The sequence below is a fragment of the Stenotrophomonas sp. CASM110 genome (assembly GCF_049384345.1).
Lineage (GTDB): Bacteria > Pseudomonadota > Gammaproteobacteria > Xanthomonadales > Xanthomonadaceae > Stenotrophomonas > Stenotrophomonas muris.
On sequence record NZ_JBMRGI010000008.1, the window covers coordinates 25408 to 39883 of the forward strand.

The window sequence follows — 14476 nt, forward strand, 5'->3', positions numbered from 1 at the left end:
AGTCAGGGAATGGGGGTGGCGTCGTCGGGGGACGACAGCCAGCGGTCGATGATCACCGCCGCGGCCACGGCATCGAGCGCGGCCGCATCACGGCGGCGCTTGCGCCCTTCGGCGCGCTCGACGGCGAAGCGGCGGGCGGCCTCGACCGAGCTGGAACGCTCGTCGATCATCACCACCGGCAGCTTGAAACGTTCCCGCAGCTGGCGGGCGAAGCCCTGCGCGCGCTTGCGGTTGGGTTGGTCCTGGCCGTCCAGGGTCAGCGGGTCGCCGACCACCAGGCCGTCGGGCTTCCATTCCTTGAGCAGGCGTTCGATCGCGGTCCAGTCCGGGCCATTGCCGTGCACATCGACCACCGCCACCGCGCGCGCATGCGCAGCGAAGGCACTGCCGATGGCCACGCCGATCCGCCGCGAGCCGACGTCGAAACCCAGAACGGTGCCGTCACGGCGGATCGCCGGGACAGCAGGAGCCGGTACGGGCGTGGCCGGCTCAGACATGGCCGCTGTAGTCGGTCAGCCGGAACAGGTCCACGCCGATGCGCGAGGCCGCACCCTGCCAGCGCTGCTCCAGTGGCAGCTGGAACACCAGCTCGGCATCGGCCGGCACGGTCAGCCAGCTGTTCTCGGACAGCTCGCTTTCCAGCTGCCCTGCGCCCCAACCGGCACAGCCGAGGGTGACCACGGCATTGGCCGGGCCTTCGCCACGCGCCATCGCTTCAAGGATGTCGCGCGAAGTGGTCAGGTACAGGCCGTCACCCACGATCAGGCTGGAATCCCACGCCCGCGCGTCGTCATGGATGACGAAGCCGCGCTCGGGATGCACCGGGCCGCCGTTGAGCACCATGCGCGCCTGCAGGTCGCCGTCACCGGTGGCGATGTCCATCTGTGCAAGCACTTCACCCAGCGTGTACTCGGAAGGCTGGTTGACCAGCACGCCCATCGCCCCGTTCTCGTCGTGCTGGCAGATCAGCGCGACGCTGCGGGCAAAGGTCGCGTCGAGCAGCGACGGCAGCGCGACGAGGAGGTGATCGGCGAGGGAGGTCGGCGTTACAGGCATGGTCCCATTCTACCTGCTGGGGGCGGGATGGTCGCGCAATGGCGGCGAACCGCGATGGGCTAGGATGGTGCTTTGCCATGGAAGGTCATCGATGCAGTCTTCATCGCCCCTGACCCTGCCGGCACGCAGCGCCATCGTCCTGATTGCCCTGCTGCAGGGTCTGATGCTGTATGCCGCGCAGGAACTGTCCGATGCGTGGCCGTTCCGCGATATCGGCTGGCGCTACTGCTGGTACGCCTGGGTGCTGGCCATTCCCAGCGCGGTGGCGCTGAGCCTGGTCGAGCTGGGCCAGCGCCGCCTGTGGCTGCAGGCCGTGCTCGGCTCGGCGGTGGTGCTGGCGCTGGCCGCCTGGATCGGCTGGAACCTCACTGGCGAGACCGCGCTGGAGTCGAGCGCGCTGCAGTTTCCACTGACCCTGGGCATGGCCGTGGCGGTGTTCGTGGTGCTGCCCTGGTGGCAGTTCCAGCTGCAGCACGGGCACTGGCGCGCCAGCTACCCCGGGCTGTTCGAGCGCGCCTGGCAGAACGGTTTGACCCTCGCCCTGGCGGCACTGTTCACCGGGCTGACCTGGCTGCTGCTGTGGCTGTGGGCGGCGCTGTTCCAGCTGCTGGAGGTCACCGTCTTCCGCGACCTGTTCCGCCAGGATGCCTTCATTGCGCTGGCTACCGGCAGCCTGGCCGGGTTCGGCGTGCTGATCGGGCGCACCCAGCACCGCGCGATCCAGATCACCCGCCAGGTGCTGTTCGCGATCTGCCGCGGACTGCTGCCGCTGCTCTCGTTCATCGCCGTATTGTTCGTGCTGAGCCTGCCGCTTACCGGGCTGGAACCGCTGTGGAAGACCCGCTCGGCCGCCAGCCTGCTGCTGGTGCTGTCGCTGTTGCTGGTGACGTTCACCAATGCGGTCTACCAGCAGGGGGACGACACCGCGCCCTACCCCGTCGTGCTGCGCCGTCTGGTTGAAGCCAGCCTGCTGGCGCTGCCGGTCTACGCCGCACTGGCGCTGTACGCACTGGGGCTGCGCGTGGTGCAGTACGGCTGGACCGTGGACCGGTTCTGGGCGGTACTCGTCGCAGTGGCCGTGGCCGGCTATGCCGTGGGCTACGCGCTGGCGGTGCTGCGCCGGCAGCGCCGCTGGTTGCAGATGCTGGAGCCGGTCAACCGCTGGATGTGCTGGGCGGTGCTGGCACTGGCATTGCTGGGCAACTCGCCGCTGCTGGACCCGGTGCGGCTGACCCTGTCCAGCCAGCTGGCGCGCCTGCGTGCCGACCCGCCCGCGATCACCAGCAGTGACGTCAACGTGCTGCGCTTCGATCTTGGCCACCGCGGCGTGCGGGCGCTGCGCGAACTGCAGCGTGATCCAGCCATCACCGCCGATGCCAACGCGCCACAGGTGATCGCTGCCGCGCTGGCACGTACCTCGCGCTGGGATGACGGCCAGCGCCTCGACAAGGGGCCGCAGGACGTCGTCGCCCTGCAGCGCGCGTTGAAGCTGGCCAAGGGATCCAGCTCGCCACCGGACGACTGGTGGCAGGCACTGGCCACGCGCGCGATCGATGGCGAATCCTGCGCCCAGAGCGAGCGCGACTGCCTGATCGTGCATCGCGATCTGGATGGCGACGGGAACACCGACGTGCTGCTGTGCGAGCTGTACACCATCCGTGGGCCGGACTGCGTGCTGTACGCACGTGGCAGGGATACCCACTGGCGCCGGGCCGGTTCGCTGTTCGGCACCGCCAGCGGCCAGGCCGAGGCGATCAACCAGGCGCTGCGTGATGGCAAACTCACTCTTGAACCGCCGCGCTGGCCGATGCTGTCCATTGGTGGGCGCCCCGCAGTGGCCATCGATCCCGAACCCGAATCCAGCGAGTCTTCCCCATGAGCGGCTACTGCCTCATCGCCCCGGGCCATCCGGTGCACGACTACTACCACGCCAACGAGTACGGCTTCCCGCAGCGTGACGAGGGCGAACTGTTCGAGCGGCTGGTGCTGGAAATCAACCAGGCCGGGCTGAGCTGGGAGACGATCCTGAAAAAGCGCGAGGGCTTCCGCGCGGCCTATGACGGCTTCGATGTCGACCGCGTGGCGGCCTATGCCGAGCAGGACATCGAGCGCCTGCTATCGGACGCGGGCATCATCCGCAACCGGCTGAAGGTACTGGCCGCCATCCACAACGCGCAGGTGATCCAGCGGCTGCGGGCCAGTCATGGCAGCTTCGCGGCGTGGCTGGATGCGCATCATCCGCGCAGCAAGGCCGACTGGGTGAAGCTGTTCAAGAAGACCTTCCGCTTCACCGGTGGCGAGATCACCGGCGAGTTCCTGATGAGCCTGGGCTACCTGCCCGGCGCGCACGCCGAGGATTGCCCGGTGCATGCGCGGCTGCTGAAGCTGTCGCCGCCGTGGTTGCAGGCCGCCGTCCGCTGAGGGATCTCCGCGCGTGGATGCCGGTAGTGCCGGCCGCTGGCCGGCAACCCCGTTGAACGGTCACACGCCCATGTAACGGCCGGGGCGGTGGTTGAACATCAGCACCAGGCTGAGCACCACCGCGCCGATGGCCGAGTACAGCACCTTCGATGGCGACAGCACGAAGAACGCGGCCACCATCAGGCAGGCGTCGTAGGACATCTGCACCTTGCCGGCGCTCCAGCCTCGGGTGCGCTGCAGGTACACCGCCAGGATGCCGATGCCGCCAAGGCTGGCGCGGTGTCGGATGAAGAACAGGATGCCGAGGCCGGACAAGGCACCACCGACGATCGCCGAATACAGCGGGTTGATGTGCGAGAAGTCGATCCAGCGCGGCAGCAGGTCGGTCAGCACGCCACAGGCGGTGACCGCAGCGAAGGTCTTCAGGGTGAATTCCCAGCCCATGCGCCGCAGCGCCACCCAATAGAACGGCAGGTTGACCAGCACGAACACCAGGCCGAAGTTCCAGCCCATCGCGTAGTGCAGCAGGAAGGCCATGCCCGCCATGCCGCCGATCATCAGCCCGCCCTTGGCGAAGATGGCCAGGCCCAGCGAGGCCACCATCGTGGCCAGCACCATGCCCTGCACGTCCTCGGCGATCGAGTGACGCAGCGCTTTTTCGTCGGCGGTGGTGCCAGCACTGTCGGGCGGCGGGGTCAGCGGACCGGCGGTGACCAGGTGGCCGTCAGCGTCGTCGCACGGCGCGGGGCCATGGGAAGGAAGGGACATGCGGTGGGGGAACAGCAGGTGGGGAGCGGTATTAGACACGATCTGCATGACAGTTGCAGATGAAATCGTTCAGCTGAATGCGCCTCGCACTGCCCCGGGCTCGGCGCTGCTCAGCCCTTGCCGGCCAGATGGTGAGCCACCAGTGCGTTGGCATGGCCATGGCCCAAGCCATGTTCACTCTTCAGGAAGCTGACCAGTTCCATGTGTTTCAGGCCCTTCTTCCCGGCCAGCAACCCGAACCAGTGCGCCACCGGCTGCCCGTAGGTCTTCTCGATGGAGGGGAAATACGAGGCCGGGCCTTTCGGCTTGGTGTCAGTGCTCATGTGCAGCTCCCGTTGAAGTCATTCATTCGACGAACCACAGACGCAGAAATCGACACACCCAAACGTCCGACCCCGCCTCGCCCGACAGGCCGCAGCCAACTGTCGAAGGCGGGGTGGGTCCGGTTGAGGGGGTGTGAGCGGCATGGATGCCGCGACCAAGCCCCCGTGGATGGGTTTACGGCGTCCCCCTCAATCGGGCCCACCCCGCCATCTCACGGATAGCCAGTTTTTGAAGTTGACGTGGCCGTTGACGTTGCTTCGGCAGGTGCCGGGCGCAGCCCGGCCGTATCATTCCAGCATGCCCCGCGAAAACCTCAACGACCTGCAGGCCTTCGTCCACGTTGCCCGCGAGGGCAGCTTCACCCGGGCCGCCGCCCAGCTGGGCGTGTCCCAGTCCGCGCTCAGCCATGCCATGCGCGGCCTGGAACAGCGCCTGGGCGTGCGCCTGCTGACCCGTACCACCCGCAGCGTATCGACCACCGAAGCCGGTGCCCGCCTGCTCGACACCCTGGGCCCACGCCTGGCCGAGATCGAGGACGGGCTGGCCGCACTGGCCGAGTACCGCGAACGCCCGGCCGGCACCATCCGCATCAACGCCACCGGCCATGCCGCCGAGTACATCGCCTGGCCGCGGCTGGCGCCGTTGTTGCAGCGTTATCCGGACCTGAAGGTGGAACTGACCACCGACTACGGCCTGGCCGACATCGTCGCCGAGCGCTACGACATCGGCATCCGCCTCGGCGAGCGCCTGGCGCGCGACATGGTCGCGGTGCCGATCAGCCCGCCGCTGCGCATGCGCGTGGTCGGTGCACCCAGCTACTTCCGCCAGCACGTGGTGCCGCAGCATCCGGACGACCTGGCCAAGCACAACTGCGTGACCCTGCGCCTGCCTACGCATGGGGGACTGATGCCGTGGGATTTCGGCCAGGATGGCAACGAACTGAGTGTGCGCGTTGGCGGGCAATGGACGTTCAACACCATGGGCATGACCCGCGCCGCTGCGCTGGCCGGCAGCGGACTGGCCTGGCTGCCGGAAGACCAGGTGCAGCCGATGCTGGACGATGGCCGCCTGCAGTCGGTGCTGGACGACTGGTGCCCGCACTTCGATGGCTACTACGCGTACTACCCGTCGCGCCGCCACGTCACCGTGGCGATGCGCACGGTGCTTGATGCGCTGCGCGGGCCGCTGGGGTGAGGGGCAAGGCGTGCGGACCAACGGTCCGCACCCACCACCAACGGTCCGCACCCAGCTGGTGATCAGCCCTTGGCCTGGGCGGCACGCTGCGCGTTGTAGCGCTCGCCGACGATCGACACTTCGTCCAGCGCCTGTGCGATGCGTTGCAGCTCCTCCGGTGCCAGCTGCAGGTCGGCCGCGCCCAGGTTTTCTTCCAGGCGATGGATCTTGGTGGTGCCTGGGATCGGCACGATCCACGGCGCCTGTGCCAGCAGCCAGGCCAGCGCCACCTGCGCCGGCGTCGCGCCCCGTGCTGCGGCAATCGTACTGATGCGATCCACCAGCGCCTGGTTGGCGCGGCGCGCCTCCACTTCGAAACGCGGAACGCTGTTGCGGAAATCGTTGGCATCGAAGGTGGTGTCGGCATTGATCGTGCCGGTGAGGAAGCCGCGGCCAAGCGGGCTGAATGGCACGAAGCCGATGCCCAGCTCCTGCAGCGTCGGCAACAACTCGCGCTCCGGTTCGCGCCACCATAGCGAGTACTCACTCTGCACGGCGGCAACCGGCTGCACCGCATGCGCGCGGCGCACGGTGGCAGCGCTCGCCTCGGACAGCCCGAAGTGGCCGACCTTGCCTTCGGCGATCAGGTCGCGCACGGTGCCAGCCACATCCTCGATCGGCACGTTCGGGTCGACGCGGTGCTGGTAGAACAGGTCGATATGGTCGGTGCGCAGGCGCTTGAGGCTGGCTTCGGCGACGGCACGGATATTCTCGGGGCGGCTGTCCAGGCCGTCATCGGTGCGCGCGCCCTTGAATCCGAACTTGGTGGCAATCACCAGCCTGTCGCGGTAGGGCGCCAGCGCCCGGCCGAGCAGGTCTTCGTTGGTGTACGGACCATACACCTCGGCGGTGTCGAAGAAGGTCACGCCGCGCTCGACGGCGGCCTGCAGCAGGGCGATGCCCTGGCCCTGCTCCACCGGCTGACCGTAGGCATGGGTCAGGCCCATGCAGCCCAGGCCGAGGGCGGAAACCTTCAGGCCACTGCGGCCCAGTTCGCGTGTCTGCATCGTCGTGCTCCAGAGGGGGAGTGATGACGATACGCCTGTCGTGGCGCTGGATTGAGCCAGCCCGGCCGCAGTCGGTCATGACCGGAATTCATCAATCCAGCCACGACCGATGCCGGCCAGGTCAACGGATCTCGGAGATCTCCACGCCGTCCAGCCCCTGCGACAGGGTACGTGCGTCGCCGCCCTGGCTGAGCTTGATGCGCAGGCGCACCTCGTTCTGCGAATCGGCGTAGCGCAGCGCGTCCTCGTAGCTGATCTCGCCGGCCTGGTACAGCTCGAACAGGCTCTGGTCGAAGGTCTTCATGCCCAGCTGGACCGAGTCCTTCATCACTTCCTTCAGCTTGTGGATCTCGCCGTCGCGGATGTAGTCCTGCACCAGCGGCGTGCCCAGCAGGATCTCCATCGCCACCTTGCGCGAGCGGCCATCGGGCGATGGCACCAGCTGTTGCGCGACCACGCCCTTGAGATTCAGCGACAGGTCCATCAGCAGCTGGTTGCGGCGGTCTTCCGGGAAGAAGTTGACGATGCGGTCCATCGCCTGGTTGGCGTTGTTCGCATGCAGGGTGCACAGCACCAGGTGGCCGGTTTCGGCGAACGCGATGGCGTGATCCATGCCTTCGCGGGTACGCACCTCGCCGATCATGATCACGTCCGGCGCCTGGCGCAGGGTGTTCTTCAGCGCGGCTTCCCAGCTGTCGGTATCGATGCCGACTTCGCGCTGGGTGATGATGCAGCCCTCGTGCTTGTGCACGAACTCGATCGGGTCTTCGATGGTGATGATGTGGCCGGTCGAGTTCTGGTTGCGGTAACCGATCATCGCTGCCAGCGAGGTCGATTTACCGGTACCGGTGGCGCCGACGAACAGGATGATGCCGCGCTTGGTCATCGCCAGCGTCTTGATGATCGGCGGCAGGCTCAGCTCTTCCACGGTCGGAATGCGCGTCTCGATGCGACGCAGCACCATGCCGACCTGGTTGCGCTGGTAGAAGCAGCTGACGCGGAAGCGGCCGACGCCGGACAGGCCGATGGCGAAGTTGCATTCGTGCGTCTTCTCGAATTCCTCGCGCTGCGCCGGGGTCATCACGTTGAGGACCAGGTCGCGGCTCTGCTGCGGCGTGAGCGGGGTCTGGGTGATCGGCGAGATCTTGCCGTTGACCTTCATCGCCGGCGGCATGCCGGCCGTGATGAACAGGTCCGAGGCGCGCTGGTGCGCCATCAGCTTGAGGAACGAAGTGAAATCGATGGTGGTCGCGGTGGTGTTCACGGCGGGCTCCCAAGAGGGCATGTACCAGGAAACGGTCGGTGGAGGAAACGGCACGGGGACGGCGCCGCACTGGTGCACGCCGCCCGTGGTTGTCCCGCCTTACTCGAACAGGCGCTTGTCCTTGGCGTACTCGCGGGCCTGGTTGCGGGTGATCAGGCTGCGCTTGACCAGGTCCTGCAGGTGCTGGTCCAGGGTCATCATGCCGTACTGCTGGCCGGTCTGGATGGCCGAGTACATCTGCGCCACCTTGTCTTCGCGGATCAGGTTGCGGATGGCCGGGGTGCCGACCATGATTTCCCACGCTGCGGTACGACCGCCGCCAACCTTCTTCAGCAGCGCCTGCGAGATCACCGCACGCAGCGACTCGGACAGCATCGAACGCACCATCGGCTTTTCGCCCGCCGGGAACACGTCGATGATACGGTCGATGGTCTTGGCCGCCGAACTGGTGTGCAGGGTGCCGAACACCAGGTGGCCGGTTTCCGCGGCGGTCAGTGCCAGGCGGATGGTTTCCAGGTCGCGGAGTTCGCCCACCAGGATGATATCCGGGTCCTCACGCAGTGCCGAGCGCAGTGCTTCGTTGAAGCCATGCGTGTCACGGTGCACTTCGCGCTGGTTGATCAGGCACTTCTGCGAGGTGTGCACGAATTCGATCGGATCCTCGACGGTGAGGATGTGGCCGTATTCGTTCTTGTTGATGTAGTCGATCATCGCCGCCAGCGTGGTCGACTTGCCCGAGCCGGTCGGGCCGGTCACCAGGATCAGGCCCTGCGGTTGCTGGATCACCTCGCGGAACAGCGGCGGGCAGGCCAGGTCTTCGAGGGTGAGCACCTCGGACGGAATGGTACGGAACACCGCACCGGCGCCGCGGTTCTGGTTGAACGCGTTCACACGGAAGCGCGCCAGCGACGGGATCTCGAAGGAGAAGTCCACTTCGAGGAATTCCTCGTAATCGCGGCGCTGCTTGTCGGACATGATGTCGTACACCAGCGCGTGGACCTGCTTGTGGTCCAGGGCCGGGATGTTGATCCGGCGAACGTCGCCGTCCACGCGGATCATCGGCGGCAGGCCTGCGGACAGGTGCAGGTCGGACGCTTTGTTCTTTACGGAAAACGCCAGCAGTTCGGCGATATCCATGAGCGGCTACTCCCCAATAACGGCTTCGACTGGAAGGATCTTTCCCCGGGCGGCAGTATAGCCTCCTGATTCAACGGAACGCGTTACGTGGCCACTCCCCTGCCCCAGATCCTGAGCAACCTGCATGCCGCCGCCGAGGCGGCCGGCCGGCCCGATCCGCGCCTGCTGGCCGTTTCCAAGACCCAACCGGCCGAGGCCGTGGCCGCGCTGGCCGCGCAGGGCCAGCAGGCCTTCGGCGAGAACTATGTGCAGGAAGCGCTGGCCAAGATGCAGGCGCTGCAGCACCTGGCGCTGGAGTGGCACCTGATCGGCCACCTGCAGTCGAACAAGGCCGAGGCCGTGGCCACCCACTTCGATTGGGTGCAGAGCGTGGACCGGCCCAAGCTGGTGACGGCGCTGGCGCGCCATCGCCCGGCAGCGCGTGGTCCGCTGAATGTGCTGATCCAGGTCAACATCGACGATGAATCCAGCAAGCACGGCTGTGCGCCGGAGGATGTCGAGGTGCTGGCCGCTGCGATTGCCGCCGAGCCCACCCTGCGCCTGCGTGGCCTGATGGCGATTCCCGCGCCATGGCCCGAGGCGGAACGCCGTCGGGATGCGTTCGTGCGCATGCGCACACTTTTCCAGTCGCTGGCCGCCCAGCACGCGCAGGTCGACACGCTGTCGATGGGCATGAGCAGCGACTACGCCGACGCCATCGCCGAGGGCGCCACTTTGGTGCGCATCGGCACCGCCCTGTTCGGCGCGCGTCCTCGCCCGGCCTGATCTTGCAAGGAGAGTTTCATGACAGCTGATTCCATCACCTTCATCGGCGGCGGCAACATGGCGCGCAGCCTGATCGCTGGCCTGATCCGCCAGGGCGTGCCCGCCGCACACATCCACGTGGCCGAACCGGTTGCAGCACTGCGCGAGTCGCTGGCCACCGATTTCAGCGTGCAGGTGCACGACAACGCCGCCGATGCCGCCGCACAGGGCCGCACCTGGCTGCTGGCGGTGAAGCCACAGGTGCTGCGCGAGGTCTGCCAGTCGCTGCAGGCACTGGCCCAGGCAAGCCGGCCACTGGTGGTGTCGATTGCCGCCGGCATCACCAGCGCGCAGCTGGAACGCTGGCTGGGCGGCAACCTGCCGGTGGTGCGTGCAATGCCCAACACGCCGGCCCTGCTCGGCGCCGGCGTGACCGGCCTGTATGCCACGCCGTCGGTGGATGCACAGCAGCGCTCGCAGGCCGAACAGGTATTGGCCAGTGCCGGCCGTACCGTGTGGATCGAGCGCGAGGCGCTGATGGATTCGGTCACTGCCGTGTCCGGCAGCGGGCCGGCCTACGTGTTCCTGCTGGCCGAAGCGATGGAAGCGGCGGGCATTGCCCAGGGCCTGCCGGCCGACGCCGCGCGCACGCTGGTGGTGCAGACCCTGCTGGGCGCTTCGCGCATGCTGGATGAAGCCGGCGAAAGCCCGGCCGAGCTTCGCCGCCGTGTGACCTCGCCGAACGGCACCACCCAGGCCGCGATCGAGAGCTTCCAGGCCGGTGGTTTCGAAGTGCTGGTGGACAACGCGCTGCGTGCTGCGCAGGTGCGCGGGCAGGAATTGTCTGCGGCGAATGATTGATCCCGATGTGTGCCGACCAACGGTCGGCACCTACCATCATCCACGCATGGCGTGGATGCTCATTGCCCAAATGTGGCCATGACGAAATCCACGAAGCACTGCAGCCGCGGGCGCGGCCGTCGATCCGGCAGGTAGATCAGATGCATCGGTCGCGGTTCGGGCAGGTAGTCGCGCAGCAGCGGCTTCAGGCGCCCTGCTGCGATCTCCCCCGCCAACAGCGCGGTGGGCTGCAACACCAACCCGGCCCCGGCCACGGCGGCTTCGCGCAGCGCGAACCCGTCGTTGCAGGTCAGCCGCGCCTCCCAATCCACCTGTTCACCGTTGGCCAACTGCCAGCCATGGCCACCACGCCAGGCAAGATGGCTCAGGCAATCATGCCCCTGCAGGTCCGCCGGCGTGCGTGGCGTGCCGCGCCTGCGCAGGTAAGACGGCGCCGCGCACAGGCTCATCGCATACGGCGGCAGCGGCCGCGCCACCACCTCCTGCGATGGCAACGGCCCGACCCGGATCGCCACGTCGAAGCCGTCCTCGATCAGGTCCACACGGCGGTTGCTCAGATCCAGTTCGATGTTCAACTGCGGCTGCGCGCGCAGCAGGCCGGCCAGCTGCGGCGCCAGCACGCAGCTGCCCCAGGTGGTCGGCGCACTGACCCGCAGCAGGCCACGCGGCTGTACCTGCAGACCGGCCACATCGGCCTCGGCCTGCTGCACCTGCTCCAGCACTTGCCGGCATCCGGCCAGATAGGCGCTGCCGGCTTCGGTCAGGCGCTGGCGGCGGGTGTTCCGTTGCAGCAGCGCGGTACCCAGATGCGCCTCCAGCTGCTGGATGTACTTGCCCACCATCACCGCCGAGACCTGCAGCTGTTCGGCGGCGCCGGCGAAGCTGCCACGCTCGGCCACGGCAACGAAGGCCTGCATGCATCGAAGGGTATCCATTACTAATCCTTAGTTAGGAATCTGCGAATCATACGCCGCTTACCTAACCCCATTGTGAGGGCGCAGACTGCGCTCACTCCCTTACGCAAGGAACGGCCATGAAGATCCTCCTCGTTGGTGCCAGCGGCACCCTCGGCCAGGCAGTCGCCCGCCAGCTCGGCCAACAGCATCAGATTCTCGCCGCCGGCCGCAGCAGCGGCGAACTGCGCGTGGACCTGACCGATGACGCCAGCGTCGCCGAACTGTTCGCACGTACCGGCCCGGTCGATGCGGTGATTTCCACCGCCGGCAAGCTGCACTTCGGCCCGCTGCAGCAGATGACGCCGGCGCAGTTCAACCTCGGCCTGCAGGACAAACTGCTGGGCCAGGTGAGGCTGGCACTGGCCGCGCAGCATCATCTCAACAGCGGCGGCTCGATCACCCTGACCAGCGGCATCGTCAGCGCACAACCGATCCGCGACGGCGTCAACGCCACCTCGGTGAATGCCGCACTGGAAGGCTTCGTGCGCGCAGCCGCACTGGAGCTGCTGCCGCGCGGCCTGCGCATCAACGTGGTCAGCCCGAACGTACTGATCGAATCGATGGCCGCCTACGGCCCCTACTTCCCGGGCTTCGAGGCGGTAAGCGCACAGCGCGCGGCACTGGCCTTCCAGCGCGCGGTGGAAGGCATCCAGAGCGGCGAGACGATCACGGTCTGGTAAGAAAAAGGGGACGGAGGGGATTAAGTCGCAAGTGCACAAACGACATAATCCCCTCCGTCCCCTTTTTGTCGCTCACTCCCAGCGCATCGGGCCGTCGCCGCGTTCGCCGAGGACGTCGCCGGGATTGGCCAGGCGGCAATGCTGCAGCGACAGGCAGCCACAACCGATGCAGCCGGTCAGTTCGTCGCGCAGCAGCTGCAGCATGTGGATGCGCTCTTCCAGCTCGGTGCGCCAGCGCGCGGACAGCCTGGCCCAATCCGCTTTGGTCGGTGCGCGGCCGTCAGGCAGGCTTTCGAAGGCACGGCCGACTGCTTCCAGCGGCATGCCCACCCGCTGCGCCACGCGGATCACCGCCAACCGGCGCAGCACGTCCCGGCTGTAACGCCGTTGGTTGCCCGAGGTGCGCAGGCTGCTGATCAGCCCCTTGCGCTCGTAGAAATGCAGTGCGGAAACGGCCACGCCACTGCGCTGGGAGACCTCGCCAACGCTGAGTTCCTGGGATGCCATTGCTTGACCTCAACTACAGTTGAGGTGGCATGCTGCTACCTTCGCCGCCCGTTGACAAGCGCGGCCTGCACCTGACCCGTATGACCCCGACCCTCTCTCCCGCCGACACCCACCTGCCGGCTGACAGCTCGATCCTGTCCGCGCGCTACCGCGCCACGACCATCGGCATGGTTGCGCTGGTCGCGCTGCACGCCTTCGAAGCACTGGCCGTCGCGGCCGCGATGCCCACCGTGGCCGAAGCACTCGATGGCCTGCGCCTGTACGCGCTGGCCTTTGGCGGCACCCTGGCCACCAGTGTGATCGGCATGACCCTGGCCGGGCGCTGGGCCGATCGCCACGGCCCCGCGCGGCCACTCTGGTACGGCCTGGGCTGCTTCGTGCTGGGCCTGCTGCTGGCCGGCTTTGCGACGCGCATGGGCATGCTGGTGGCCGGGCGCCTGATGCAGGGCCTGGGCGCGGGCGCGATTTCGGTCTCGCTCTACGTGATGGTCGGCCGCAGCTACCCCGAGCACCTGCGACCGAAGGTGTTCGCGGCGTTCTCCGCAGGCTGGGTGGTGCCCTCGATGGTCGGCCCGGCGTTGAGTGGCCTGATGGTGCAGCACCTGGGCTGGCGCTGGGTATTCCTGGCAGTGCCACTGCTGGCGATACCGGCCGCACTGCTGCTGCGCCCGGCACTGGCGCGCATGCAACCTCCCGTTGCGGTCTGCAACGATGGCGAACGCAGCAACGTGGTGCGCTGGGCCTCTGGCGCCTCACTGGCCGCACTACTGCTCTACGTCGGCGGCCAGCAACAGGGCATGGCCGCCCTGCTCTGCATCGGCGTGGCGATGCTGGCGCTGCTGTTCTGCGTGCATCGGCTGCTGCCGGCCGGAACCCTGATCCTGCGCCGCGGCCTGCCCAGCGTGATCGCGTTGCGCGGCATTGCTGCAGCGGCGTTCTTCGCCTGCGAGGCCTATCTGCCCCTGCTGCTGCAGCGCGAACGCGGGCTCTCGCCCAGCTGGGCAGGCGCCGTGCTCAGCCTCGGTGCGCTGGGCTGGTTCGCCGGTTCATGGCTGCAGGGCCACCAGCAGCGTGGCTGGTCACGCCAGCAGCTGCCGCGCGTTGGCACGGTGATGATGACGTTCGGCATCGCCGCAACGCTGTCGGTGCTGTTCAACCCGATGCCGCTGCCGGTCGCGCTGGTCGGCTGGGCCGTGACCGGCTTCGGCATGGGCATGATCTACGCCAGCCTGTCGGTGCTGACCCTGTCGCTGTCAGCACCGCATGAGCAGGGTGCCAATACCTCGGCGCTGCAGCTGAGCGAGGCGTTGTCGGTGACCACCGCGCTGGCGGTGTCCGGCGCGTTGTTCGCCATGTTCGTGGAAAGCGCGCCGCACACCGGCTACCTGCTGTGCCTGGCCATCACCTTCGGTCTGGCGGTGCTGGCCGCAGTGATCGCGCGGCGGGTGTAGCGCCGCCGGATTCCGGTAGTGCCGGCCGCTGGCCGGCAACCTCCGCGCACGCGGGAATCCCATGATG

General features: G+C 67.6%; 15 protein-coding genes and 1 pseudogene. 7 read left to right on the forward strand and 9 right to left on the reverse strand.

The features are described 5' to 3' along the window. Positions 1 to 2 precede the first annotated feature (2 nt). Positions 3 to 497, reverse strand: a complete 495-nt coding sequence (gene ruvX, locus VG561_RS08515) for a Holliday junction resolvase RuvX (protein ID WP_046429259.1) — start codon at positions 495 to 497, stop codon at positions 3 to 5. Continuing rightward, complete coding sequence (locus VG561_RS08520) at positions 490 to 1056, reverse strand: YqgE/AlgH family protein (protein WP_262093207.1); 567 nt, start codon at positions 1054 to 1056, stop codon at positions 490 to 492. The genes ruvX and VG561_RS08520 overlap by 8 nt, the downstream gene beginning before the upstream one ends. Before the next feature lie 91 nt (positions 1057 to 1147). On the opposite strand from VG561_RS08520, the gene VG561_RS08525 reads away from it, so the two are divergent. Beyond that, a complete protein-coding gene (locus VG561_RS08525) occupies positions 1148 to 2935 on the forward strand; it encodes a DUF4153 domain-containing protein (protein WP_262093206.1) in 1788 nt (595 codons plus the stop codon). Then, on the forward strand, positions 2932 to 3477 hold the full coding sequence (locus tag VG561_RS08530) for a DNA-3-methyladenine glycosylase I (protein ID WP_134808574.1): 546 nt from the start codon (positions 2932 to 2934) through the stop codon (positions 3475 to 3477). The genes VG561_RS08525 and VG561_RS08530 overlap by 4 nt, the downstream gene beginning before the upstream one ends. 60 nt (positions 3478 to 3537) lie before the next feature. Here the strand turns inward: VG561_RS08530 and VG561_RS08535 are convergent, their stop codons facing one another. Both VG561_RS08535 and VG561_RS08540 read right to left on the reverse strand, forming a co-directional pair. After that, on the reverse strand, positions 3538 to 4245 hold the full coding sequence (locus VG561_RS08535; RefSeq protein ID WP_014036228.1) for a YitT family protein: 708 nt from the start codon (positions 4243 to 4245) through the stop codon (positions 3538 to 3540). Positions 4246 to 4355: 110 nt separating this feature from the next. Further along, entirely contained in the window at positions 4356 to 4568 is a 213-nt protein-coding gene (locus tag VG561_RS08540; RefSeq protein WP_014646220.1) for a DUF4287 domain-containing protein, read from the reverse strand. Between the two features lie 298 nt (positions 4569 to 4866). On the opposite strand from VG561_RS08540, the gene VG561_RS08545 reads away from it, so the two are divergent. Continuing rightward, positions 4867 to 5763: a LysR family transcriptional regulator gene (locus tag VG561_RS08545; protein ID WP_014646219.1), complete on the forward strand. Its 897-nt coding sequence runs from the start codon at positions 4867 to 4869 to the stop codon at positions 5761 to 5763. 62 nt (positions 5764 to 5825) lie between these two features. Here VG561_RS08545 and VG561_RS08550 read toward each other — a convergent pair whose 3' ends face one another. The 3 genes from VG561_RS08550 to VG561_RS08560 all read right to left on the reverse strand — a co-directional run bounded on the left by VG561_RS08550 (position 5826) and on the right by VG561_RS08560 (position 9210). Beyond that, on the reverse strand, positions 5826 to 6809 hold the full coding sequence (locus VG561_RS08550; RefSeq protein ID WP_049405029.1) for an aldo/keto reductase: 984 nt from the start codon (positions 6807 to 6809) through the stop codon (positions 5826 to 5828). Positions 6810 to 6930: 121 nt separating this feature from the next. Then, entirely contained in the window at positions 6931 to 8073 is a 1143-nt protein-coding gene (locus VG561_RS08555; protein ID WP_005408369.1) for a PilT/PilU family type 4a pilus ATPase, read from the reverse strand. 99 nt (positions 8074 to 8172) lie between these two features. Then, a complete protein-coding gene (locus VG561_RS08560) occupies positions 8173 to 9210 on the reverse strand; it encodes a type IV pilus twitching motility protein PilT (protein ID WP_004147099.1) in 1038 nt (345 codons plus the stop codon). 87 nt (positions 9211 to 9297) lie between these two features. On the opposite strand from VG561_RS08560, the gene VG561_RS08565 reads away from it, so the two are divergent. Both VG561_RS08565 and proC read left to right on the forward strand, forming a co-directional pair. Continuing rightward, positions 9298 to 9975, forward strand: coding sequence for a YggS family pyridoxal phosphate-dependent enzyme (locus VG561_RS08565; protein ID WP_032958502.1), 678 nt, complete (start codon positions 9298 to 9300; stop codon positions 9973 to 9975). Between the two features lie 18 nt (positions 9976 to 9993). Then, a complete protein-coding gene (gene proC, locus VG561_RS08570; RefSeq protein ID WP_262093204.1) occupies positions 9994 to 10815 on the forward strand; it encodes a pyrroline-5-carboxylate reductase in 822 nt (273 codons plus the stop codon). A gap of 59 nt (positions 10816 to 10874) precedes the next feature. Here the strand turns inward: proC and VG561_RS08575 are convergent, their stop codons facing one another. Further along, complete coding sequence (locus tag VG561_RS08575; protein ID WP_014646215.1) at positions 10875 to 11750, reverse strand: LysR family transcriptional regulator; 876 nt, start codon at positions 11748 to 11750, stop codon at positions 10875 to 10877. 71 nt (positions 11751 to 11821) lie between these two features. Between VG561_RS08575 and VG561_RS08580 the strand changes: the two are divergent. Next, positions 11822 to 12451 (forward strand): annotated as a pseudogene (locus tag VG561_RS08580) (short chain dehydrogenase); the annotation flags it as partial. Positions 12452 to 12523: 72 nt separating this feature from the next. Here VG561_RS08580 and soxR read toward each other — a convergent pair. After that, positions 12524 to 12958 (reverse strand): redox-sensitive transcriptional activator SoxR, encoded by a 435-nt coding sequence (gene soxR / locus VG561_RS08585; RefSeq protein WP_021202603.1) that lies wholly within the window; start codon positions 12956 to 12958, stop codon positions 12524 to 12526. Positions 12959 to 12987: 29 nt separating this feature from the next. Between soxR and VG561_RS08590 the strand changes: the two genes are divergently transcribed. Next, positions 12988 to 14409 (forward strand): MFS transporter, encoded by a 1422-nt coding sequence (locus VG561_RS08590; protein WP_423179529.1) that lies wholly within the window; start codon positions 12988 to 12990, stop codon positions 14407 to 14409. The last annotated feature ends 67 nt before the right edge of the window (positions 14410 to 14476 follow it).

What these genes read in the sequence shown, in the direction of transcription:
- ruvX (WP_046429259.1), bottom strand. Translation starts at nt 497, where the DNA reads ATGTCTGAGCCGGCCACGCCCGTACCGGCTCCTGCTGTCCCGGCGATC.
- VG561_RS08520 (WP_262093207.1), bottom strand. Translation starts at nt 1,056, where the DNA reads ATGCCTGTAACGCCGACCTCCCTCGCCGATCACCTCCTCGTCGCGCTG.
- VG561_RS08525 (WP_262093206.1), top strand. Translation starts at nt 1,148, where the DNA reads ATGCAGTCTTCATCGCCCCTGACCCTGCCGGCACGCAGCGCCATCGTC.
- VG561_RS08530 (WP_134808574.1), top strand. Translation starts at nt 2,932, where the DNA reads ATGAGCGGCTACTGCCTCATCGCCCCGGGCCATCCGGTGCACGACTAC.
- VG561_RS08535 (WP_014036228.1), bottom strand. Translation starts at nt 4,245, where the DNA reads ATGTCCCTTCCTTCCCATGGCCCCGCGCCGTGCGACGACGCTGACGGC.
- VG561_RS08540 (WP_014646220.1), bottom strand. Translation starts at nt 4,568, where the DNA reads ATGAGCACTGACACCAAGCCGAAAGGCCCGGCCTCGTATTTCCCCTCC.
- VG561_RS08545 (WP_014646219.1), top strand. Translation starts at nt 4,867, where the DNA reads ATGCCCCGCGAAAACCTCAACGACCTGCAGGCCTTCGTCCACGTTGCC.
- VG561_RS08550 (WP_049405029.1), bottom strand. Translation starts at nt 6,809, where the DNA reads ATGCAGACACGCGAACTGGGCCGCAGTGGCCTGAAGGTTTCCGCCCTC.
- VG561_RS08560 (WP_004147099.1), bottom strand. Translation starts at nt 9,210, where the DNA reads ATGGATATCGCCGAACTGCTGGCGTTTTCCGTAAAGAACAAAGCGTCC.
- proC (WP_262093204.1), top strand. Translation starts at nt 9,994, where the DNA reads ATGACAGCTGATTCCATCACCTTCATCGGCGGCGGCAACATGGCGCGC.
- VG561_RS08575 (WP_014646215.1), bottom strand. Translation starts at nt 11,750, where the DNA reads ATGGATACCCTTCGATGCATGCAGGCCTTCGTTGCCGTGGCCGAGCGT.
- soxR (WP_021202603.1), bottom strand. Translation starts at nt 12,958, where the DNA reads ATGGCATCCCAGGAACTCAGCGTTGGCGAGGTCTCCCAGCGCAGTGGC.
- VG561_RS08590 (WP_423179529.1), top strand. Translation starts at nt 12,988, where the DNA reads ATGCTGCTACCTTCGCCGCCCGTTGACAAGCGCGGCCTGCACCTGACC.